The 23,190-nt window shown below is 61.5% G+C and carries 20 protein-coding genes; 4 read left to right on the top strand and 16 right to left on the bottom strand.

Annotated features, from left to right (window positions below; translation table 11 throughout):
* Positions 1 to 187 precede the first annotated feature (187 nt).
* The 8 genes from AC1965_RS06890 to alr form a co-directional block, all read right to left on the bottom strand.
* Positions 188 to 595 (bottom strand): hypothetical protein, encoded by a 408-nt coding sequence (locus tag AC1965_RS06890; protein WP_483886543.1) that lies wholly within the window; start codon positions 593 to 595, stop codon positions 188 to 190.
* A gap of 43 nt (positions 596 to 638) precedes the next feature.
* Entirely contained in the window at positions 639 to 2,123 is a 1,485-nt protein-coding gene (gene purF / locus AC1965_RS06895; RefSeq protein ID WP_483886544.1) for an amidophosphoribosyltransferase, read from the bottom strand.
* 145 nt (positions 2,124 to 2,268) lie between these two features.
* Positions 2,269 to 3,396, bottom strand: coding sequence for a PAS domain-containing sensor histidine kinase (locus AC1965_RS06900; protein WP_483886545.1), 1,128 nt, complete (start codon positions 3,394 to 3,396; stop codon positions 2,269 to 2,271).
* A 71-nt stretch (positions 3,397 to 3,467) separates the two neighbouring features.
* On the bottom strand, positions 3,468 to 4,022 hold the full coding sequence (locus AC1965_RS06905) for a CvpA family protein (RefSeq protein ID WP_483886546.1): 555 nt from the start codon (positions 4,020 to 4,022) through the stop codon (positions 3,468 to 3,470).
* A 27-nt stretch (positions 4,023 to 4,049) separates the two neighbouring features.
* A complete protein-coding gene (gene radA, locus AC1965_RS06910) occupies positions 4,050 to 5,417 on the bottom strand; it encodes a DNA repair protein RadA (protein ID WP_483886547.1) in 1,368 nt (455 codons plus the stop codon).
* Between the two features lie 65 nt (positions 5,418 to 5,482).
* On the bottom strand, positions 5,483 to 6,256 hold the full coding sequence (locus tag AC1965_RS06915) for a DNA repair protein (RefSeq protein WP_483886548.1): 774 nt from the start codon (positions 6,254 to 6,256) through the stop codon (positions 5,483 to 5,485).
* A gap of 156 nt (positions 6,257 to 6,412) precedes the next feature.
* Positions 6,413 to 6,856, bottom strand: a complete 444-nt coding sequence (locus tag AC1965_RS06920) for a paraquat-inducible protein A (RefSeq protein WP_483886549.1) — start codon at positions 6,854 to 6,856, stop codon at positions 6,413 to 6,415.
* Between the two features lie 7 nt (positions 6,857 to 6,863).
* Positions 6,864 to 7,898 (bottom strand): alanine racemase, encoded by a 1,035-nt coding sequence (gene alr / locus AC1965_RS06925; RefSeq protein WP_483886550.1) that lies wholly within the window; start codon positions 7,896 to 7,898, stop codon positions 6,864 to 6,866.
* A gap of 112 nt (positions 7,899 to 8,010) precedes the next feature.
* Between alr and AC1965_RS06930 the strand changes: the two genes are divergently transcribed.
* Entirely contained in the window at positions 8,011 to 8,736 is a 726-nt protein-coding gene (locus AC1965_RS06930; RefSeq protein ID WP_483886551.1) for a sterol desaturase family protein, read from the top strand.
* Between the two features lie 86 nt (positions 8,737 to 8,822).
* The gene (locus tag AC1965_RS06935; RefSeq protein ID WP_483886552.1) at positions 8,823 to 10,145 is read left to right on the top strand and encodes an alpha/beta hydrolase family protein; all 1,323 of its coding nucleotides are present in this window, start codon (positions 8,823 to 8,825) and stop codon (positions 10,143 to 10,145) included.
* Positions 10,146 to 10,928: 783 nt separating this feature from the next.
* Here AC1965_RS06935 and AC1965_RS06940 read toward each other — a convergent pair.
* From AC1965_RS06940 to AC1965_RS06975, 8 genes are all read right to left on the bottom strand, one after another.
* Complete coding sequence (locus AC1965_RS06940; RefSeq protein WP_483886553.1) at positions 10,929 to 12,431, bottom strand: replicative DNA helicase; 1,503 nt, start codon at positions 12,429 to 12,431, stop codon at positions 10,929 to 10,931.
* Positions 12,432 to 12,581: 150 nt separating this feature from the next.
* Positions 12,582 to 13,259, bottom strand: a complete 678-nt coding sequence (locus AC1965_RS06945; RefSeq protein WP_483886554.1) for an orotate phosphoribosyltransferase — start codon at positions 13,257 to 13,259, stop codon at positions 12,582 to 12,584.
* Positions 13,260 to 13,314: 55 nt separating this feature from the next.
* Positions 13,315 to 14,346 (bottom strand): dihydroorotase, encoded by a 1,032-nt coding sequence (pyrC, locus tag AC1965_RS06950; RefSeq protein WP_483886555.1) that lies wholly within the window; start codon positions 14,344 to 14,346, stop codon positions 13,315 to 13,317.
* Between the two features lie 45 nt (positions 14,347 to 14,391).
* Positions 14,392 to 15,351 (bottom strand): phosphoadenosine phosphosulfate reductase, encoded by a 960-nt coding sequence (locus AC1965_RS06955; RefSeq protein ID WP_483886556.1) that lies wholly within the window; start codon positions 15,349 to 15,351, stop codon positions 14,392 to 14,394.
* Between the two features lie 220 nt (positions 15,352 to 15,571).
* Positions 15,572 to 16,621 (bottom strand): glycosyltransferase family 2 protein, encoded by a 1,050-nt coding sequence (locus AC1965_RS06960; protein WP_483886557.1) that lies wholly within the window; start codon positions 16,619 to 16,621, stop codon positions 15,572 to 15,574.
* Positions 16,622 to 16,681: 60 nt separating this feature from the next.
* The gene (locus AC1965_RS06965; RefSeq protein ID WP_483886558.1) at positions 16,682 to 19,024 is read right to left on the bottom strand and encodes a glycosyltransferase family 2 protein; all 2,343 of its coding nucleotides are present in this window, start codon (positions 19,022 to 19,024) and stop codon (positions 16,682 to 16,684) included.
* Between the two features lie 15 nt (positions 19,025 to 19,039).
* Positions 19,040 to 19,675, bottom strand: coding sequence for a sulfotransferase (locus tag AC1965_RS06970; protein ID WP_483886559.1), 636 nt, complete (start codon positions 19,673 to 19,675; stop codon positions 19,040 to 19,042).
* Positions 19,672 to 20,694 (bottom strand): glycosyltransferase family 2 protein, encoded by a 1,023-nt coding sequence (locus AC1965_RS06975; protein ID WP_483886560.1) that lies wholly within the window; start codon positions 20,692 to 20,694, stop codon positions 19,672 to 19,674. The genes AC1965_RS06970 and AC1965_RS06975 overlap by 4 nt, the downstream gene beginning before the upstream one ends.
* Before the next feature lie 219 nt (positions 20,695 to 20,913).
* Between AC1965_RS06975 and AC1965_RS06980 the strand changes: the two genes are divergently transcribed.
* Positions 20,914 to 21,822 (top strand): AAA family ATPase, encoded by a 909-nt coding sequence (locus AC1965_RS06980; protein WP_483886561.1) that lies wholly within the window; start codon positions 20,914 to 20,916, stop codon positions 21,820 to 21,822.
* A 96-nt stretch (positions 21,823 to 21,918) separates the two neighbouring features.
* A complete protein-coding gene (locus AC1965_RS06985) occupies positions 21,919 to 23,172 on the top strand; it encodes a vWA domain-containing protein (protein ID WP_483886562.1) in 1,254 nt (417 codons plus the stop codon).
* The last annotated feature ends 18 nt before the right edge of the window (positions 23,173 to 23,190 follow it).

Below are 23,190 nucleotides of genomic sequence, written 5' to 3' on the forward strand. Positions count from 1 at the left end.
CGCGCAAGCCGATCAGCTATGCGGTGCTGCACCGCCGCGAAAGGGGGGTGGGTCTGGCTGGGCAAAACCCTGCCGCAGGGTCGGCGGGGCATGGCCGATGAGGCCGCCGCGGAGGGGCGGAGGTTCAGGGGATGTAAGGAATTTAGCGCCTCAGAATGCCGGGATAGCGGGAGCGTGCCGATCTTGCTCAGCTGCGCGGGGCGCGGTGGTAGCAAAAGGTCATCTCGGCCAAATGGCTGATTGCGTCATCTGGCAGCGGTGCGGCAAGAGATACCGCAATGCGGCGACGGCCATCGTTGGCAGGCAGGTCGGGGTACAGATGCTGCATCCGGGCGGCGATATCGGTTTTGCAATCGACAAAGAACGCCAGATCACCGGGCTGCTGTTCGTCCCAGAGCAGGCGCAGTGTCGAACCGGTACGCGGGCGTTTGGGCCGCCAGGAGGGCTGATTCCACTTTAGCGCCTCGTCCAGCGGGCCGATGTCGTCACGTTTGGCGATGTCATGAAACCATGCCCGACACGTCCACAGCGCGTGCTGCGCGGGCGCGGGCCAGGTGGCGATGCGGGCCAAAAGGGCGGCAGGGGCGTTTTGCATCCCGTCGGTATAGCGGGCCGTGCTGACAGAAAGCGGCAGCAGATTACTCTGCTGCCGGCTTCATCTGAAACCCCTGATCAATTTGATCTGCCGGGGTGACCGGGTATTCACCCGAGAAACAGGCATCACAATACTGCGGGCATTTGGCGTTGCGGCCCTCGGCCTCGCCGACGGCGCGGTAAAGCCCGTCGAGCGAGATAAACTTGAGGCTGTCGACCTGTAGATGATCGCGCATTTCGTCCTCGGACATCGTCGCGGCCAGCAGCTTTTCGCGCTGGGGCGTATCGACACCGTAAAAGCACGGCCAGGCGGTGGGCGGCGACGCGATGCGAAAGTGGACCTCGGCCGCCCCGGCATCAAGGATCATTTCCTTGATCTTGCGAGAGGTGGTGCCGCGGACCACGGAATCGTCCACCAATATCACCCGCTTGCCCTTGATCAGGGCGCGGTTGACGTTGAGTTTCAGACGCACGCCCATGTTGCGGATCTGTTCGGTGGGTTCGATAAAGGTTCGGCCCATATATTGATTGCGGATGATCCCCATGGCGTAGGGGATACCCGATTGCAGGCTGTATCCGATCGCCGCAGGGGTCCCGCTGTCGGGGACCGGGCAGACCAGATCGGCATCTACCGGGCTTTCCTTCGCCAGTTCGCGGCCAATTGCCTCGCGGGTTTCATAGACGCTGCGGCCCCCCAGGATGCTGTCGGGGCGCGAGAAATAGACATGTTCAAAGATGCAGAAACGCGGCTCCATCCGGCGGAAGGGGAAGTGGCTTTCGACACCTTTGGTCGTGATCACCACCATTTCGCCCGGTGCGATTTCGCGCACAAACTCTGCCCCGATGATATCCAGCGCACAGGTTTCAGACGACAGCGCCCAGCCATCACCGACGCGGCCCAGCACCAGCGGGCGTACGCCCAGCGGGTCGCGCACGCCAATCAGCTTGGTGCGGGTCATGGCAACGATGGAAAACGCGCCTTCGACCCGGCGCAGGGCGTCTTCCATGCGTTCGGGAATGTTGCGTTGCAGTGAACGGGCCATCAGGTGAATGATACATTCACTGTCTGAGGAGGACTGAAAAATGCTGCCGCGTTCGATCAATTCGCGGCGCAGGGCATTGGCATTGGTGATATTGCCGTTATGGGCAATCGCGGCCCCGCCCATGGCAAACTCGCCAAAGAACGGCTGCACGTCGCGGATCGCTGTCGGCCCCTTGGAGCCGGAAGTGGAATAGCGCACATGGCCGATGGCCAATTCGCCGGGCAGGGTTTCCATCACCGATTGCGAGGTAAAGTTATCGCGCACATAGCCAAAGCGGCGGGCGGATTGAAAACCGACTTCGGGGTCATAGCTGACGATACCGCCGGCCTCTTGCCCGCGGTGTTGCAGCGCGTGCAGGCCAAGCGCCACAAAGTTGGAGGCATCGGCGACGCCGATCACGCCGAACACCCCGCATTCTTCCTTGAGTTTGTCACCGTCATCTGCGTCGCGCAGATAGGATGTGTCGAAAGGATGGGCGGGGGGCATGATCTTGGACAACGGGGCAGCTCCGAATCCGGGTGTGGGGTCGGTGCCTATGTAGGCGCTAAGCGCGCCCCTGTCACCCCGCAGGTGACAGGGATGTGACAGGAAACATGCGCGGGGCCACCGTGGTCTGCGAAAGACCTTGCAGTTAAGGGGTTTGGCGGCCTTCGGTTGGGGTGATTTCATCTATCTGTGGCAAAGACAGCGCAGTGTCGCCCAGCGATGCGGTTGCGCCGGCCCATGTTCCGGGCAGGGTAAAGCGGATCACGGCACCGCCGGTTTCGGAATTGGTGGCGCAGATTTCGCCCTGTCGCGCGGCGATCAGGCGGCGGACACCCAACAGGCCATAACCGCTGTCGATCTTGAGCGCGCCACCGTCAAGGAACACGATCGCCGGGTCGGAAAAGCCGACCCCGTTGTCGGTTAGCGTCACGGCAATTGTACCCTCCGCCGCGCCGCGGACCGTGATGTCGATCTCCAGCGCCGCGCGGCCGCCGTATTTGATGGCATTGTCGAGCAGGTTGCGCAGCACGATTTGCAGGGCCGTGCGGTCTGTCGTCAGATCCGCCTGAGTTGCCGTGATTTTATGGTGGCCCTGCGGATCGAGCACATCACAGATGTCAAGACACAGGGCGGCAAAATTGAAGGTGGCAGCGGCGCTTTCGTTGGGCGCACCGGCGCGGGCGTGTGACAGCACGTCAGAGATCAGCGCCATGGACTTGGTGGCGACGTCTTCCATCATCGTGATGAGTTCCAGTTTGCCGTCGCCGTAATCGACAAAATCCTCGCGCAGCATGTCGGCCAGCAGGGCAATGTTGCGCATCGGCGCGCGCAGGTCATGGGCGGCGAGGGCGATAAACTGCTCCATCTCGGCCATGACGGTTTCATAACTGATCCGCGCCTCATGGGTGGCACGGTCGGCGGTGACATCATGGGAGGTGCCGTAAAGATAGCGCACCGCGCCTGTGTCGTCGCGGCAAGGCACCAGCGTCGTGCGAATTGCGCGGGTGACGCCGCCAAGCGGCAGGTCAAGTTCATAGGTCATGGCAGCACCCTTGTCGGCGACCTCGCAGTGGCGGGCATAGGCGGTGCGACCAAAGGCGCCGGGATAGATGTCGAGCGCGGAGCGGCCCATAAAATCGCTCAGCGGGCGTTTGGCAATGGCACGGCCAAAGGCGTTCAGGGTGATATAGACTGGCACCCCGTCATCGCGCACGACGAGCACGAAAACGGGGAACTGGACATAATCCAGATGTGTAAAATCGGGCGTTTCCAAGATCAGGGCCTCATGCTCGGCCCCGATGTTAACTGGTTAACCCCTAACGAGTTGCTAATCCGTACGCGGTGTTATTCGCCGCAATAGCCCACCAGCGCCTCATAGCGTGTGGTGATCCAGCCCAGTGCCTGTTCGGGGTCTTGCTCTTCGATCTGCCCGGTAAAGCGGGAAAACACGGTGGCAGAGCGGCTTTCGTCGACCATGGTGATGCGTTCGCCGGTGATCACGGTGTCATAGACAAAAAACGCAATCGCCACGAGCAGGATACCGCGCGCGACGCCAAAGACAAAACCTAGTCCCTGATCGATACCCCCCAGCACCGACCGCTGCACCAGCGACGAAAACAGCGGGGTAAACAGCGACACCACAATCAGCGCCACGGCAAAGACCAGCGCAAACGCCCCGATCACCGACAATTCGCAGCTATCGGCAAGGAATTCCCCCACTACAGGCAATTCACGCACCAGCGGTTCGACCTGCGGGGCAAAGAGGAATGCCAGAACGGCGGCGGCGATCCAGCCGACAATGGCCATCATTTCGCGTACCAGCCCGCGGCCATAGGCCAACAGGGCAGATAGGACGATGACCAAAGCCACAACCCCGTCGATAATGGTAAAACCTTCCATGCGCGTCTTGCCCTTATGTTGGGGGGATCAACCCGCCCCGAAAATTTCGCCTACAAATCCGGTCAGATCGCTCATCGTGTTCAGCGCAATTCCGGTCGCGCCCACGGCTTTTCCGCCACTGGGTGCAATGGCGGAGGTAAAACCAAGTTTTTGCGCTTCTTTCAACCTGTTTTCGGTCTGGGTGGCGGGACGCAGCGCGCCGGACAGGCTGATTTCGCCAAAAACAACGGTTTCGGCGGGTAATGCCACGTCTTCGCGCGCAGAAAGAATGGCCGCTGCAACCGCCAGATCGGCTGCGGGCTCGGATATCTTGAGCCCGCCTGCGACGTTGAGATAGACATCAAGGCCCGCAAACGGGATGCCGCAGCGCGCTTCGAGCACGGCGAGGATCATCGCCAGGCGGCCCTGATCCCAGCCGACAACCGTGCGGCGGGCCTGTGAGTGGGGCGAAGGGGCGACAAGCGCCTGCAATTCCACCAGCACGGGCCGGGTGCCTTCGATACCTGCAAACACCACGGATCCGGGCGAGGGTTGGCCACGCTCAGACAGGAACAGTGCAGAGGGGTTCGTCACCTCGGCCAGTCCCGAACCGGTCATTTCGAACACGCCGATTTCATCCGCCGGGCCAAAGCGGTTCTTGACCGCGCGCAGAATGCGGAATTGGTGGCCGCGCTCGCCCTCAAAATAAAGCACCGTATCGACCATATGTTCGACAACGCGCGGCCCTGCGATCTGACCGTCCTTGGTCACGTGACCAACAAGGATCACGGACACGCCGCGCCGTTTGGCAAAGCTGGTCAGCTCATGCGCCGCCGCGCGGACCTGGCTGACAGAGCCGGGGGCGCTTTCGACGTTGTCGGCCCACATGGTCTGGATCGAATTGATGATGGCCAGCTGCGGGCGCTCGGCCTCGAGCGTGGTCAGGATGTCGCGCAGATTGGTCTCGGCCGCCAGTTTTACCGGGGCGTCCGACAGGCCCAGACGCGCGGCGCGCATACGGACCTGCGCACTGGCCTCTTCGCCACTGACATAGATGGTTTTCAGACCTGAATTGGCGAAATGTGCCGCCGCCTGCAACAAAAGGGTCGATTTACCGATGCCGGGATCGCCGCCCACCAGAATGGCCGAGGCAGGGACCAACCCACCGCCCAGAACGCGATCCAACTCGGCGATGCCGGAATTGGCACGCGGTGGCGGGGTTTCCTGCGTCGCCAGATCGGTCAGCACCATGGCGCTGCCGCGTTTCGCACCCAGCGATTTGCTGGGCGGCCCGGCAGAGATGCCTTTATCTTCGGTGATGGAATTCCACGCGCCACAGGCGTCGCAACGCCCGGACCATTTGGTGTGATGCGCGCCACATTCAGCGCAGGAGAAGGACGCGGTTGATTTGGCCATGGGGACTTGTGAAGCAGGGGGCAGGCGGCGTCAAAGCAAAAACCGCCCCGCCACGCATTTGCAGATTACTCGGCGGCTTTCGGCATTTCGACGACACCGTTGTCGAGGCGGGTCACCTCGGCGGTGTGACGGTGCTCCATGCCCAGTTCGGGCATCATCTCGCGCATCTGGGTGCGCAGGCGTTCCAACTGTGCGGCGGCTACGCTTTCTTCCAGCTCGACCTCGTGCAGCCAGTGGCGCATTTCGTTCGAGATACCCTTGGCCTGATCAAGACGGCTGTTGAACAATTCGACTTCTTCCTGGCGCTGCTTGAGGAAATTGCGGGCGCGCTCGATCTTGGTGTCGGAATAGACATCTGCCAGTTCGCGCGAGATGTGGCTCATCTGCGACGCAACTTCGAGAACGGCAGGTTCCAGTGTCGACAGGTCTGGGTGATCGCGCAGGTAGGTCAGCCGTTCGCGCACTGCGTCGAATTCCGAGCTCATCTGAAAGATCGCGGCGCGGTCGGCGGCATGTACGGCGGCATAGGCGCGGGCGACGTCCTGCATCCCGATGGCGAATGTGCGGTGCGAGTTTTCAAGCTGCATAATCCGGCTGTTCGACGGCAGGAAGAAACACAGGCCGATGGCCAGTGCCGTCAGACCAAGTTGGGCATACATCCCGGCATTTTCGACAGGCTGGCCCTGATATTGGACCGCCAGACTGATCCATTGCCACTGGCCCAGTGCCGCCATCACGCTGGCACCCCCCAAGACCAGTGCCGCGACGACGAAAAGCGCGATCGCCAGACGCTGCAGGACATATTGAACGAGATAGGCAAATGCGCGCAGTTGTGACATCAAGACTTCCCCCACCGGAAAACTAATCCAACACCTGTATAGGCGAGTTTATGCCGACTAACGTGCGTTTCTACATATTAGTTCCACAGTAAGGCCGAAATGTGCGGACGGGGCATGTTTGCCACAGATTTTGCAGCGATTGTTGCGCGATCCGCGTCAATCACTGCTGTTGGGCGATGATTGTTCGGTGCGCCATGCGATCAGCAGGGACGCGAGGATGCAGAAGGTGAACAGGTATAGGCCCCACGCGACTTCGATCCGGCCCACACCGATGCCTTTGCTGAGCGTGATATATAGTGCGATGAGGAAAATATCCGCCATCGCCAGCTTGCCCAAGGCGTGCAGCGCGGGAAGCGTGCTGCGGCTGAGCAGGCCAAACTGCACCAGCGCCAGGCCCAGCGTTTTCACATAGGGTGCCACGAGCGCAAAGACGGTGACGACGAGGGCCAGAAAGATATCCGTCGCCCAAAGCGATTGCAGCCCGGTCAGAACCGAAATTTCGCTGAGCGAAAACAGCGGCAGCAGGCCCGCGCGCAGCAGGGGCGCCGCCCAGGCGACGGGGTAGAGGACCAGCAGCGTCAGGTTGAGGATGTGCAGCATCACGCCATCAGATGCGGTATTCGCGCTGGTAGCGTGCCCCCAGCGCGGTCAGCACCTCGTACCCGATGGTGTCGGCGAAATCTGCGACGTCGTCGATTTTCTGATGTCGGCCAATCAGTTGAACTTTGGCCGGGGCGTCGGGCAGGCTGCTGATATCGACGGTGATCAGATCCATGGATATGCGGCCCAGCACCGGCAGGGTCTGGCCCAGATGGGTAAAGGTGGCCTTGCCCCCCATCGCGCGCAGCAGCCCGTCAGCATAGCCGCCTGCAACGGTGGCGACATGGGTGGGCGCGGTGGCGGTCCAGCTATTGCCATAGCCCACGGTTTCACCGGGCAAGACTTCGCGGGTCTGGATCACGGGTACATCCAGCGTGACGACCGGTGCGGCATCGGCAAAGGGTTGGCCGCCGTAGAGGCCGACACCGGGGCGCGTGAGGTCAAAGTGGTAGTCGCGGCCCAGCAGGATGCCCCCGGTGGCGGCCAGCGAGCGCGGCGTGTCGATGCCTTGGGTCATGTCGCGGAACGTGCGCAACTGGGTGTCGTTCATGGCGTGGTCGGGTTCGTCCGCGCAGGCCAGATGCGACATGATCAGACTGGGCTGCTGCGCCAGCGCGATGTCACGCACGGCGGCCCATTCGGCAGGCTCCATCCCCAAGCGGTTCATGCCACTGTCAAGCTGGATGCCAAAGGGGTGGCCGGGCAGGGTTTCGACATGCATCAGCAACTGTGGTGTGGAATTGATCATCGGGGTCAGATCGGCACTGCGGATCAGGTCGGCGTCGCCGGGCATATGACCGGAAAACACGCTGATCACCGGACCATGGCCCAGCGTGCGGCGCAGGGCGGCGCCCTCTTCGGCGACGGCAACAAAGAACTGCCGCGCGCCAGCTTTGGCAAGTGCCTGCGACACTTTGGCAGCGCCCAGCCCATAGCCATCGGCCTTGACCACTGCGGCGGTTTCGCAGTCGGTCATCCGGTCCAGTGCCTGCCAGTTCGCCGCAATGGCAGACAGATCAATCGTAAGGGTTGCAGTGCTCATGCGCAGGGTTTTGACAGGAAGTGTGGGCCAGTCAAGCGCGCAGTGGCAACGCGACGTCAGCCGAGACAGCGGCGTTCTTGATTTGATACACTATGTAACGGGGGAAATCGCAATGACACGGATCAAGATCATGTTCAGCCATGCCGGGGTCAGCCTGATGGCGTTGGCCTGTCTGGTGGCAATTGTCGCGATGATCTGGGGGGCGCCGGTATGGGCGTGGGCGCTGGTGCCGCTGGGCGTCGCGGCGCAGATGCTGAATGAATATAACCTGCACCGGCATGTGTTCCACCTTGATCCGCCGCGCCGGCAATGGGCCTTTGACCTGCTGTACCGGGCACATTACGGGCATCATGATTTTCCCACCAACCACGGGCTGTTTTTTGTCCCTCTTTGGGTGGCGCTGCCGATGCTGGTGGGGAATTTCTGCCTGGTCTGGGGGATCGTGGCGCTGCTGGGGGTCGATGCGGCCATCTGGGTGGCCACGGCGATCGTGCCGCTGGGCGGGGTGCTGACCTTTTTGGGGTACGAGTGGTTTCACATGACGGCGCATCTGACGCTGCCGAAAACGGCTGTCGAGCGGCATGTGACGCGGCTGCACAACCAGCACCATTTCCGGGACTTCAATAAATGGTTCCACGTCAGCCCCGGCGGCATGATCATCGACCGCGCCATGGGCACCGACATCGACACGGAGGCGCTGAAAAAGCAGCAGCGTGTCGCGTTTATCCGCACGCTGGGGATGCAGCCGGACGACGCCAGACTGGTGTCGGCGCGGGCCAGATTTGCAGGTAAGTATGGGCTGAGCGATGCCGAGATCGCCCAGGCCGCGCGTGTGTGAAACTTCCGCAACGTCACAGGGTTGTCACTTGTTCGGGGCGGGGTTGTGTCTAGGCTTTGCCCATACACAAGGGGAGAGGATGAACCATGCAGAACCGCGTCATGAAAACTGCCGGGGCGTTGGCCATCGGTCTGGCGGCCAACACCGTGCAAGCTGAGAACCGGATCGACACGCAATTGCCAAGCGCGCCGGAACTGGCCGCCTATGGTGATCTGCCTGTGGGGGTGCGCACACTTGAGATGGTCAACCCGGATCAGATTGATATCCTGGCCATTGATCCCAGCACTGACAAACCCGCGGAACTGCCGCGCTATGACCGCGCCTTGACGGTGGAAATGTGGTATCCGGCGGCGGCAGGGGCCAGCGGGGAGACGACACTCAAGGCGTTCTTGCGCGACGGCACCACCGAGGTTGAATTGCAGGGCCAAGCCCGGCGCGACGCGGAGCCGGCGGCGGATGAAACCTATCCTTTGGTCCTGATTAGCCATGGCTATCCGGGCAACCGGTTCCTGCTGTCGCATCTGGCGGAAAACATCGCCTCGAAGGGCTATGTCGTGGCGTCGATTGACCATACCGACAGCACCTATCGCACGCAGGCGGCGTTTGGATCAACACTGGTGAACCGGTCGCTGGACCAGTTGTTCGTGTTGGAGCAGATGGCGCAGATGGCCGCCGAGGGCGGCGCGTTTGCCGGGCTTTATGATGCCCAGAACACCGGGCTGATCGGTTATTCCATGGGGGGGTATGGCGCGATCATCACTGCGGGCGGGGGCGTGACCGAAGCATCGGTCGGCTATGCCTGGGGCGGGCCGCATGGCACGCTGGGGATACATCAGGCGGGGTCGGACACGCATAAGGCGCTGCCCGACGCGCGGATCAAAACCGCCATCGCCTTTGGCCCCTGGGGGATGAACACCGGGTTCTGGGATGCCGATGGGCTGGCGGGCGTGCAGATACCGATGCTGTTTATCGCCGGGTCGCAGGACGATGTATCGCTGTATGAAAAAGGCGTGCGCGCCATCTGGGAGAACGCGGTGAACGTGGACCGGGCGCTGCTGACCTATGTGAATGGCGGCCATAACGCCGGCGCGCCGATGCCCGCCCCGGCAGAGGCGTATTATTTCAACGACGACAAGGGCTTTGACATTTCGGAGCACTATACCGATCCGGTCTGGGATACGGCGCGGATGAACAATATCGCGCAGCACTTCGTGACCGCATGGTTGGACAACCATCTGAAGGGGCAGACCGAAAAGGCCGCGTATCTGGAACTGGTCGAGAATTCCAACGACGGGGTCTGGTCGGTCGAAGAGGACGGGACCGAGAAAACAGACCACAGCCATTGGAAGGGTTTTGCCGAGGGCACGGCCAAAGGGCTGATGTACGAGGTGAGACCAGCGGCCAAGTGAGGTGGCGACTGATACGGGGTATGGCTGCGCTGGGGAAACCCGGCGCAGTTTGTCTGTGTGGTTTGTTGTGGATCGTTGGGTAGCCCGTTAAAAAGGCGGCGCCGCCAGATCGGATATATGAGACAGGATTTTATCCCTGCATGTCTGAACCGTTCAGATATGGCGCATCGTGGGCGCGCCTCTGGTCCTTGGGTAGGCGTGTTGCAACGGGGGTAAAGGTGCCGCGTGGGGGTTAAGATCGGGTGATAGCACCGCACGGTAGGGCCAGCGGCTGCGCGTCGCACCGAAGGTGCGCGATGAATCGTTACACCGAAGGTGCGCGATGAATCGTTACACCGAAGGTGCGCGATGAATCGTTACACCGAAGGTGCGCGATGAATCGTTACACCGAAGGTGCGCGATGGATCGTTACACCGAAGGTGCGCCGTAATAATTGGCGTGACGGGGGGGGCGATTGAAACTAGACGATAAGGGCCAGCGGCTGCCCGTGGGGTGGCGATCCAATACGCTGATCCGTCCCACTTTATGGTGCAGCCTTGGCGCGACAAATCAAACTTGATCCCTGCCTAGCTAAATCGCCAGCCCTGGGGACGGGCAGGCGATGGCCCGGCGCCTGCGGCTTGTTCCGGGCCGGTGGCAGGATCAGCATTGCAGAAGGTTGAGCGGTAAGAGGGTGCGCGTAATCGCCTCCCCGTCGCACCGAAGGTGCGCATAAAACCACTTCGCGGGCAGGCGATGGCCTGGCGCTACGCTTGATTCCGGGCCGGTGGCAGGACGTGCCGATCAGAACTCCTGATCGTCTCCGCCGCTACCTTGCTGCCAGGGCTGCACAAGGTTGCCGAACCGGGTGAACCGCCCTTCAAAGCTGAGGTCGACCGTGCCAATCGGGCCGTGACGCTGCTTGCCAATCACCACTTCGGCGCGGCCGTGCAGGCGTTCCATTTCTTCCTGCCAGGCGGCCATCTTGTCCAACTCGTGATCGCCGGGCTTTTCACGTTCTTTGTAGTATTCCTCGCGGAACACGAACATCACCACGTCGGCATCCTGTTCGATCGACCCGGATTCGCGCAAATCGCTAAGCTGCGGGCGTTTATCTTCGCGGTTTTCCACCTGACGCGAGAGCTGCGACAGCGCGATGACGGGGATATCAAGCTCTTTGGCGATGGCCTTGAGCCCCATGGTGATCTCGGAAATCTCGTTCACCCGGTTTTCCGATTTGCCTGTCCCGCGTACCAGTTGCAGGTAGTCAATGATCAGCAGATCAAGCCCATGCGTCCGTTTCAGACGCCGCGCGCGCGCCGCCAGTTGGCTGATTGGCAGGGCGGGGGTGTCGTCAATGAACAGTGGGCAGGCCTCGAGCGCCTTGGCGGCATCGACAAAACGGCGGAACTCGGTTTCGGTCATGTCGCCCGAGCGGATTTGCTGGCTGGGAATCTCGGCCGCCTCGGACAGAATACGCGCGGCAAGCTGTTCGGCGCTCATTTCGAGCGAGTAGAACCCGACCACGCCGCCATCCACGGCCCCTTCGGAGCCGTCATGTTTCAGGCCGCGCTTATAGGCTTTGGCGACATTGAAGGCGATGTTGGTCGCAAGCGAGGTTTTCCCCATCGACGGACGACCCGCAAGGATCAGAAGGTCAGAGCGGTGCAGCCCGCCCAGTTTCTTGTCCATGTCGATCAGCCCGGTCGATACGCCGGACAGGCCGCCGTCACGCTGATAGGCGGCGTTGGCAACATTAACTGCGTCGGTTACCGCCTTGAGAAAGCTTTGAAATCCGCTTTCGACTTGGCCCTGTTCGGCAAGGCGGTACAGCTCTTGTTCGGCCTCGACGATCTGTTCGCGCGGTTCTGATGACACGTCAACCTGCGCCGCTTTGGCGGCGATGTCGCGGCCCAGTAGGATCAACTCGCGGCGCACCGCGAGGTCATAGATCATCTGGGCGTAATCGCGCACGGCAAAGGCGCTGATCGCGGCACCGGCGAGGCGGGCCAGATAGGCCGGGCCGCCAAGCTCCTTAAGGCCGTCATCGTCTTCCATAAACGCCTTGAGCGTCACGGGTGAGGCGAGATTGTTTTTAGCAATGCGCGCGCTGGCGATATCAAAGATGCGCGCGTGTACGGGTTCGTAGAAATGCTTGGGTCCGATGATGGAAGCGACGCGGTCATAGATGTCGTTATTGGTGAGGATCGCACCGAGCAACTGCTGTTCCGCCTCAATCGAATGGGGCATGGATTCAGGGGCCTGCACGGCCAGTTGGTTCGCGTTCAATGACGTAATTTCGTTCATGATCTCACCCTTTGCTGCCCCGGTGCTGTCATAGCCAGCGGGGCGGCCTGGCGCAAATTGTATATCCTGTGGATATGTCGCGATCTGTGCGGCGCCCACCACATCTTGCCTTGTGGTGGGTGCTCACGTCAACATTTGGTTGTGGCGAGGTCAAGTTTTGCGGGATTCTTGCCACTCGCGGGGGGCGTTCAAAAACTTTTCGACTTCGGCCAGTGTGGCCGCGTCAAATGCACCCTGCGCCTTGGCTTCGGCCAGCACGTCCCACCAGGTGCACAGCGCGTGCAGCGCAACCCCATGATCGCCCAACGTCTTTTCCGTCTGCGGGAAAATCCCGTAATAGAAGATCACGGCGGTATGCGCGCAGGTGGCGCCGGTTTCGCGAATCGCATCGACAAAGGACAGTTTCGAGCCGCCATCGGTGGTCAGGTCTTCGACCAGCAGCACGCGCTGGCCGGGCGTCATGTCGCCCTCGATGCGGGCGTTGCGGCCATAGCCTTTGGGTTTTTTACGCACATAGGTCATTGGCAGAGCCATGCGTTCCGCGACCAATGCGGCAAAGGGGATGCCGGCGGTTTCACCGCCTGCGATATTGTCAAACGCTTCGAACCCTGCGTTGCGCATCACGGTGACGGTCAGGAAATCCATCAGGGTCGCGCGGATACGCGGGTATGAGATCAGCTTGCGGCAGTCGATATAGGTGGGGCTTGGCAGACCGGAGGCGAGCGTGAAGGGGTCTTCGGCGTTGAAGTGTACGGCCTTGATTTCCAGTAGCATCCGGGCGGTGAGGCGGGCCATTTCGGTGGCGTCGGGGTAGCTGGTGGGGATCATGGCTGGCGTCCTTGGCTGGAGAGAGGTCGGGGAGGTATTTGAGAAAGGATGAAGATCAGGCAGACCAGTGCAGGTCCATTGCCGGATCGAATATCGTGACCGGTCCATCGGGCGTGTCGATGTGGCTGGGAAACTGCGGTGTCTGGCGGGTAAGGGTGAGCGTGGTTTCATTCACCGGCAGGCCATAGAAGGCTGGGCCGTTGAGCGAGGCAAACGCTTCGAGCCGGTCGAGCGCGCCGTCTTGTTCAAAGACTTCCGCGAGGATCGACATGGTGTTGGGTGCGGTGAAGCAGCCGGCGCAGCCGCAGGGCAGCAGTTTGTTGGCATCCGTGTGTGGCGCGCTGTCGGTGCCGAGAAAGAAGCGCGCGTCGCCCGAGGTCGCCGCCGCGCGCAGGGCGAGGCGATGGGATTCGCGTTTGGCAACCGGCAGGCAGTAGTAATGTGGTTTGATGCCACCCGCGAGGATGTGATTGCGGTTAATCACCAGATGATGCGTGGTGATCGTGGCGCCAAGGCCGCTGTCAGCGCTGCGCACGTAATCGGCGGCCTGAGAGGTTGTGATGTGTTCCATGATCACGCGCAGGCCGGGGTGCTGGCGGCGGATCGGGTCGAGCACGCGGTCGATGAACACGGCCTCGCGGTCGAAGATGTCGACGTCGGGGTCGGTGACTTCGCCGTGGGTGCAAAGCGGCAGGCCGATCTGCGCCATTTTTTCGAGCACCGGTGCCACGTTGTCAAAGTTGGCAACGCCGCTGGCGGAATTGGTTGTGGCCCCGGCTGGGTAGAGTTTGACCGCGTGGATCAGCCCGTCGGCGTGGGCTTGGGCGACATCGGTCGGATCGCTGTCTTCGGTCAGGTAGAGTGTCATCAGCGGGGTGAAATCGGCGCTGGCGGGCAGGGCGGCGAGGATACGGTCGCGGTAGGCGCGCGCCTGCGCGGCGGTCACGACGGGGGGGACCAGATTGGGCATGATGATGGCGCGGGCGAAATGCGCGGCGGTATGGGGCAGCACGGCGCGCAGCATGTCGCCGTCGCGCAGGTGCAGGTGCCAGTCATCGGGGCGGCGGATGGTGATGTTTTGGGTCATGGCGCGGGGCTAGCACAGCCCGGTGCATCGCGCCAGAATGAAAACCTATTCGGCGCTGTCCAACGCCTTTTGGGCGGCGGCCTTTTGTTCGGCCCGCAGCGCCGACAGGCGGCGGGCAAAACGCGGTGCGCGCATCCGGCTGGTTACATTGCGGCAGAGCCCTTCGAGCAGGGTGTCGCGGCCTTGGGAATCGAGTGTCGATAACATGTTGCGCAGATAGGGCAGATAGTCGCGCCGCGCGCGGTAAAGCTGGGCAAAGCGGTTTTCGTCAAGTGTGCCGTCTTCGGCGGCGCAGAGCAGGGGTTCGAATTGGTCCATTTCCAGCAGGTCGGTTTGCAGGGCATCGCCCATATTGCGCATCCGCAGCTTGGTCACGTTGGGCCGGGTGAAAAGCGCCGCATGCATCGCATCAAAGCTTTGACGGGGGTCATAGAGCACATAGGCCCTGTCGGCGCCATCGAGCATGTCGGGGGCATAGCCATAGCGGGTGGTGAAATCACGCGCGCGCATGTCGGTGAAACGGTCGTCCCATTCCGTGATGCGCGGATCAAGCGTGGCCTGCGGTTGAATCGCAATCACGCGCGCACCTGGGGCGGCGACGGAGTAGGCACAGGCGGCATAGCCACACGGACCGGCGCCGTAGAACAGCACTTGATCGAATTCGTCGAAAAAACCGTCGTCAATCAGCCGGTCGATATAGGCATAGACCGCCGGGTCGCGAAACCAGGTGTCGCCATCGCTGGCCAGGCACAGGTGCGACCAGTTCTCATTGCGCACCAGATCCCAGCCCAGCGGCTGTGCCTTGTCCGACAAGGCGTGCATGCCTTGGATGGTTTCAAAGGTCACCAGCAGGGTCGAATCGCGTTCGATAAAGGCTGCAAAATGCCGTTTTCCCAGGGTTTGAAAATAGCCGTCTTCCTCGGCCACATCTTCGATCGCTTTCAGCCATTGTGCCTTGGGCAAATCGGCCAGAGAGCTATCAATTGTGGGCGTTTCACGCGGCATGGGATGTCCTTGGGTTGCACTGTATTGGATTGGTTTTAGCACCAGTTGCACTCGGTCTAACGCGATATTAAGGCAAAAATGCGGAGAATGCGTGCGAAATTGAAGGGGTTTTCGGGCTGCGGCGGCACAGCGGCGTGGTGCGCAGTGCGGCGGGCCACGGTCCCGTGCTGCGCGTGCGGCCAGGGGTAATATAGGTATTTAAGGTCCGAAAAAGTTGACGTTAGTCGGTGCCGTCTGATTGGCCCCGCATTGCGTGGCGCAGCATGAAACGGGCGGCCTGCGGCGTGACGGGCAGGCTGCCGGGTGTCATCAGCAGGCGGCCAAAAAGTGCCCGGAACGGCTCTTGTTGCATCAGCGCGTCAAAGCGTGCCGCGCGCCAGGCCACGGCGGCGGTATGCAATGCGGCAAGGGTTGGGTCGGCTTTGAGCCGCGCAAGTTCACGCTGACGGGCCGGGGCAGTGGCGGAAATTGTGGTGTCGCTGTCGGTGTTAAAATTCCGCTCGACCCAATAGTCGAGCCCCAGCATGTGATCGCTGTGCACCGCGCGGCCGCGATCGACCTTGAGAACATAGGTCTCCATCGCGCCAAGCGGGTAGTGGTTGATCTGGGCCAACCCGTAATTGTCACGGCCATAGGTCGAAAAGATGCGTTTTGTTTTGAATAGATCAGGCAGCTCGCGGCCGTGGCCATCATACCAATGCGCATCGGCCAGCCGCGTCTTGTCAGGGTCACGGGGACGGTGCACGCCGGGTTTTCGGTAGGTGCCGTCGTTGCGATAAAGCGTCTTGAACATCGCCGCACGCCAGGGCCAGTGCATGACGGAGGGCGCACATTTGGTGAAAGTCTCGGTCACCGGTTCGTCAGCGTAGCGCACCTGACCCCCATTGCCGAACAGCCGCCATGTGAGGGTGATCGCCGTGGCATCCGGCAGGGCGTCGTGCAGGGCGGTCAGGGTGTGATCGCCGCAGTGGATGTTGACAAATTCATCGACGTCCAGCGGCAAGACCCAATTCGCGCGGCGCAGCACGTCCAACTTGGCCGCGGATTTGAGGGCCGTGAACTGGATACCGCCCTTGTCGTAGGGGCCGTCGTTGCGCAGATGGGTGACCCCGCCCCGTTCCTGAAGGTGATCCAGCATCACATCGGTGCCATCCTCGCAATCGTTCGAGAAGATGATGAAGTGGTCGAACCCGATGGCACGGTGATGGGCGAGCCATTCCAGAAGAAAGGCGGCCTCGTTTCGGATGCAGAGAATGGCGATATGTGTCAATGGCTTACCAACCGTGTCTAAAGCGGGTGACGTTGCTTCGCGCGACAGTTTCGGCCATGCTCAGCTTTCCATGTCGAGCGACAGGGCGTAGGCCACGCGTTCGGTTTCGTCCAGCTTGACCGCCAATGCCTGATGGTAGAGGTCGCGGAATTCAGGCATCTGGTGCAACTCGTCAGCCTTGGCGCGGTGCCACGCCAACCCGCCCTGATGGTGCGCGCGCAGGGTGTCGTCAGTCATCAACCGATCATATTCCGCGCGCAGGCGGGGCAGGTTACGCTTGATCGTGACATCCTGAAAATCGCTCCAGTCCATGCGGATCCAGTAGTTGATCCCGATCGAGCGGTCGACATGCAGCGCGCGGCCCCGTTGGCGTTTGATCAGAAAGGATTCCGCCGAGCGCAGGGCGTAGTGGTTCAGTTGCAGCAGGTCATAACCGATATTTTTCTTGGATGACCGCCAGCCGTTATGGGCTGCGTCGCGGGTCATGTCCTGGCCCGATCCGTTGACCCATTTGATTTTGTCGGCAAAGTTTTCGTCAAGTTTGTTCGGGCGGTGGCACGAAATTTTCTCATAAGCGCCGATGTTGCGGAACATGGTCTTGAACCCCCAGACGGTGTGCGGTTTGGGGCAGAATTTCGGGGCGCAGTGGTCGAATTGGTCGATGACGAAATCGTCGCTGAGGTCGGTCACGCCGTTATGGCCAAACAGCCGCCATGTCATTGCGACATTGGTGGCATCGGGCACGGCGGCAAAGAAATCATCCAGACTGCCGTTGCCGGTGCGGATGTTCATGAATTCATCCACGTCGATGTGGATGATCCAATCCGCGTTCTTGATCACCTGTTCGTTCAAGGATTGGTTCAGCGCGTATTGCTGCGGTGAATTGCCTTTCCAGTTGTCATTGTTGCGGTGCTGCACGATCCCCATCTCTTGCAGTCGGCCCAGCACCTCGTCGGTGCCGTCGGTGCAATCGTTGGTATAGATCAGGAAGTTGTCGACCCCGATGGCGCGGTGATAGGCGATCCATTCGACGATATAGGGGGCTTCGTTCTTCATGCAGCCCACGATGACGTTGCCGCTGCTGCCCGGCGGCAGGTCGCGCGGCGCGTTCGGTAGGTAGGGGTCGCCCAGTTCGTCCTCGTTCTGCGGACCGATGTCGTTGTGAGGTTTGAACTGGGTGCCGAGGATCATCTGGTGGTTGACCTTGACGCGGTTCAGCAGGCGCGCGTTGGCGGCCTTCTGATCGGGGTCTACGCTGTCGTCGGTCAGCAGATCGTCGAATTTGGCCGATGCCTGTTCAGCCTGCGCGGCCTCGGCGCGTTTCTGGGACACCGGGATCGAGGTGGAGCGTATCCGAAAGGCGGCGGCGGCAAGGTATTGCGTGGCGCGAAAGCCGAAACCGGGATCGGCCTCTGACCAGAGCGGCAGTTTGGCATCGGGTTTCAGCGCGGGCTTTAGGGCGGAAAAGCGTTTGATCAGCGCGGCGTTCTCGGATTTGAACCGGTCCGAGACCGGGAAAAGCGCCCCCGGGGCCAGAGGGGCGCCGTTGACGTGGAGCGATTGCAGCAACTGGCCCCAGGTGTCGCGGGGGCAGATCAGGTCACGTACCTGTACATAGCGGATCAGCACATCGTTCATCTGCCGCATCCGGGTCAGCCAAGCGGCCGGCATCGGTGGCGGGTTCCGCCCCGGTTCGACCTTGCCGAGTGGTGTGCCGAGGCCGAGCACAGAGGCCAGTTCATCGCCGCCACGGGGGCTGCGTAGGTTTGCCATGTCCAGCGGACAGAATGTGACATTGCCCGCGCCAAAGGCGGCTTCCCAATGGGTCAGAAGGGTTTTGTAATCCAGCCAGAAGGGCGGGTTCTGAACATCCGGGAACAGACCGAACAGCGGCGCATCCTCGCCACTGTCCGTCTGTGCTGCCTGCCACCAGTCGGTGCCGTTGGCCAGTGCCAGTTCGCGGTCAAGCGGGTTGCGGCGGCCTTCGGTCACCGCTTCGGCGTAATGGGCGCAGAGCAGACGTGCCTGTTCGTCCAAATGGGCGACGATCTGAATATCGTCAAAATGCGGTGTCAGCAGGGCGTGCAGGCGCGCAATTTCGCTGGGGCGCGACAACAGACTGCCCAGTTGCGCGGCGAAAACAACGACGTGTTTGGCCTCGGTTGCGGCCAGATCCTTGACGATCAAGCTGTGAAATTCGTGGCGTAGGGTGGTCGGCACCAAGGGGCTGTCCAGACCCCGGCGATACCGCAAGACGCCCACGGCCTCAGGCTCTGCACAGGCCGCATAAAGCCGCATGTGGTTCCATTCCGGGGCCAGAACGCCCTGTTTGAGTAGGGCTGCGGATTTCTCCTGTGCGATGCTGCGAAACCGGGCGGCGGCGTTTTCGGTGGGGCCTATCATCAGGGTGAGGCGCATCTAATTACTTTCCAGCTTTATCGGTTTGCCCGTATTGCTTTGGCCCCACCACGGCAGGTCGATGCCCAGAAAATCCGCTATCCGGTCACGGGCATCGCCATCTTCGATGTCGAATTCAAGAAAGCTGTCACAGCCCTGAAACACCTGACGCACAAAAGCAAAATGCCCCTCAAGCCAGCGCGCCAGTTCGGCTTCGGTGGTGCCAAAGCCGCGCGGCAGGCCGGGCACATCCGCGCGCGGCAGGCGCGTTTTGCCCAAATTGTTCCAGCGCATCATGCTGTTGGCCGTTTTGGCGGGGTCGCGGTGGGACAGTAGAAACTTGACCTGAGGATGATGGCGTCGGATGGCGCTGATCACGCCCCAGTCGGTCTGCGGCCAAAGGCTGTGGTCGTGGCGTACACAGCTCATTTCGTTGATGAAATCGAATTCACCCAGGCGCGCCAGCGGGTCGCCGCTGTCGTAGTAATCGGCATAGATCATCTTGCCGACAAACTGCCCGACAAGGTCTTGGTGCGCGGTTTCCCCGCTGCGGATGCGCCAATCGGCAACCGTCAGCCCGGCGTGGCGCAGCGCATCGGTCAGCGTGGTGGTGCCCGTCTTGGGCAGCCCAAGGTTGATACCGCGCAGCGTTTTCATGCGACGCCGATCTCATCGCGGATGGCGGCTTCGGCAACGCTAAAGGGGCTGGAGCTGCGTAGCTGCTCGCGTAATTTGCGGAAATCGGGCTGCGCCAGCAAAGTATCGCGTTTGGCACGGTGCAAAGCCACCGCTTCGGCGTGCAGGTCCGCCACACCCGGCAACGCCGCCAGCCGCGCCATTTCCGCGCGCAAGTCCGTTTCATACCGCAGGATGCTGTCGTCTCGCCAAGCGGCATCATTGCGGTCGCGCCAATAGGTTTCGTCAAAGGTGCGGTGTTCGCGGTTCACGTCGCCGCGGTCGTTCTTGACCAGAAAACTGTCCAGCGACCGCAGGGCATAGTGGTTGAGCGTGGCAAAATTGCGCGCGCCGCGTGCCAGAAAGGCCCGGATGCGCCGCTTGGTCACGCGCTTGCGGAAAGGCGGCGGCACGGGGCGGCCCGACCCATCGGTCCAATGGGGTCGACCGCTTTTCTCTTCGTCGTGGAAGGGGCGATGCGCGCCGTAGTATTCTAGTGGAAAGTCTTTTCGCACCAGTGACTTGACCTCAATCGCGGTGTCGGTGCAGCAGATGTCGGGGTTGTGACTGTGCACGAACTGCGTGATCACAGGGGCATCGACATAGGTTTCAACGTCGCCACTGGCAAAAAACTGAAAGGTGACCGAAATCGCCTGCGGATCTTTGCAGGCGGCAACCAGCGCCGGGATGGTGTGATCGCCGACATGGATATTGAGAAATTCGTCGACATCGGCGATCCAGACCCAATCGGCGTCAGTGACTATAGGCTGACGGCGGGCGTGTTTCAGCGCCTGCATCTGATAATTGCGGTTCTTGGCGGGATTGGGCAGGTGGGTGACGATGCCGTGGTCCTGCAACCGGTCGAGCAAACGGTCAGTCGCATCGGTGCAATCATTTGAATAGAAAAGAAAATCCGTCACGCCAATGACGCGGTTATAGGCAATCCATTCCAGCAGGAAGGGGCCTTCGTTCTTGACGCAGGTCACAGCCGTAATGCGCATATCAGCCGTTTCCACGCAAATTGGCACTCGTGGTCTTCTGTCTCATGTCCGCCTCTGTGGTCCCGGTTCATCATGTCCGGTGACCTATATTTATACGTTAAGACTATGTCAGTGGTGGGCAAACGCGTCAATCTATGCGCCGCGCGGGGCTGCTGTCGCGTGACAAATCGGCACGACGTTCCCCTTGACGTGGCGTGGCAGTGATGCACCTTTGATAAGATGCAGCAACCAGACAATATCGACGCCGTAAGAGACATGTTGGCCGCCCAAGGGTACGTATGCGACCGCGCACTTGGGGTTGTCGTGTTTCTCAGCCTGAAACTGGGTCGCCCGCTGTTTTTGGAGGGCGAGGCGGGGGTTGGCAAAACCGAGATCGCCAAGGCGCTTGCGGCGGGGCTGGGGCGGCGACTGATCCGGTTGCAATGCTACGAGGGGCTGGATGCCAGCACGGCGGTCTATGAATGGAATTTCCCGGCACAGATGGTCGCGATCCGTACAGCAGAGGCCAGCGGTGCGGCAGAGCGAAAGGCCCTGACGGCGGAGCTGTTCAGCGATGCGTACCTGATTGAGCGCCCCCTGTTGCAGGCGCTGCGCCCCGATGAAAACGGCGCGCCGGTGCTGCTGATCGACGAATTGGACCGAACCGACGCCCCCTTCGAGGCCTTCCTGCTGGAAGCGCTGAGCGATTTTCAGGTGACGATCCCCGAACTCGGGACCATCCGCGCGCCTGAGCCGCCGATTGTGATCCTGACGTCCAACCGCACGCGCGAGGTGCATGACGCCCTGAAACGTCGTTGCCTCTACCATTGGGTCGACTACCCCGATTTCGACCGTGAAATGGCAATCCTTGCCGCCCGCGCGCCGGAAGCAGCCAATGCGCTCAGCCGCGAGGTGGTCAGTTTTGTGCAGCAGTTGCGCACCGAGGATTTGTTCAAAAAGCCGGGTGTGGCGGAAACCATTGATTGGGCCAAATGCCTGCTGGCGCTGGATGTCACCACGCTTAGCCCCGCCGTCATCGCTGACACATTGGGCGCGATCCTCAAGTATCAGGACGACATCGCCAAGCTGCACGGCTCTGAGGCCGCGCGGATATTGGAACAAGCCCGCACTGCACTTGCCCCGGCATGATCCTTTTATTGGTGCCAGCATTCCCAAAGGTTTGGAGGCACCCTCAGTCTGCACCATTGTTCATATCCCAATGGCAGCGCCTTTATTGGGCGAACCATGGCTGAGCAAATTCCCATAGAGTTGCCCGACGATCCGCGCCTCGCCGGCAACATCACCCATTTTGCCCGCGCCTTGCGCCGTGCCGGACTGCCGATCGGGCCGGGGCGGGTGATAGAGGCAATCCGCGCGGTCGCTGCTGTGGGCTTTACCAGCCGCCATGACTTTTATTGGACGCTGCACGCCTGTTTTGTGAACCGCCCCGAACATGCCCGTGTTTTTGCCCAGCTCTTCCGCCTTTACTGGCGCGACCCGCGCTATCTGGAACATATGATGGCTGCGATGCTGCCTGCGATGCGTGGCGTACAGGAGGACCGCGCCGCACAGCCCGCCGAAAAACGCGCCGCTGAGGCGCTGCTGGATGGGGCCGAGGGGCCACAGCCCGACGAAAGCCCGCCCCAGCAGGAAAGCCTGATCGAGGTGGACGCAAGCCTGACGACGTCACACCGCGAAAGGCTGCGCAGTCTGGATTTCGAGCAGATGAGCCTGAGCGAGATGGCCGAGGCCAAGCGTATGCTGGCAAAGCTGCATTTGCCTGTGCCGCCGATGCGCAGCAGGCGCAATATGGTTGCGGCACAGGGGCGCGTCGACGTGGCACGCACGATGCGCAGCGCGCTGCGGCGTGGGGGCGAGATGGACAGGCTTGTCTGGAAGAAACCGCGGCTGCGCTATCCCAATCTGGTGGTGCTGTGCGATATTTCCGGCTCCATGAGCCAATACAGTCGCGCGATCCTGCATTTCCTACATGCGGTCAGCAACCGGCAGGGCGCGGGCTGGGCGCAGGTGCATGGGTTTACCTTTGGCACGCGGTTGACGAATATTACCCGGCATCTGGCCACGCGGGATGTAGATGCTGCACTCGCCGCTGCTGGCGCGCAGGCGCAGGATTGGGAGGGGGGCACGCGCATTGGTGCGTCAATCGCGGCCTTTAACCGCGACTGGTCGCGGCGGGTGATGGGACAGGGCGCGGTGGTTTTGCTGATCACCGATGGGTTGGACCGCGACGCACCCGAAGAACTGGCGCGCCAGATGCAGCGGCTGCATTTGAGTGCGCGGCGTGTGATCTGGCTGAACCCTCTGCTGCGCTGGGACGGCTTTGCCCCAAAGGCGGCAGGCATCCGCGCGATGCTGCCGCATGTGGACAGTTTTCGCGCGGGCCATTCGATTGCGTCGCTTGAAGCATTGGCCGAGGCGCTATCGCGGCCCGACGACAGTGGTGAGAAAGCCCGGTTGATGGGGGCGCTCAATGGGTAGGGGCGCGGGTCTGTCTAA

It is taken from the genome of Sulfitobacter sp. KMM 9851 (assembly GCF_057178245.1).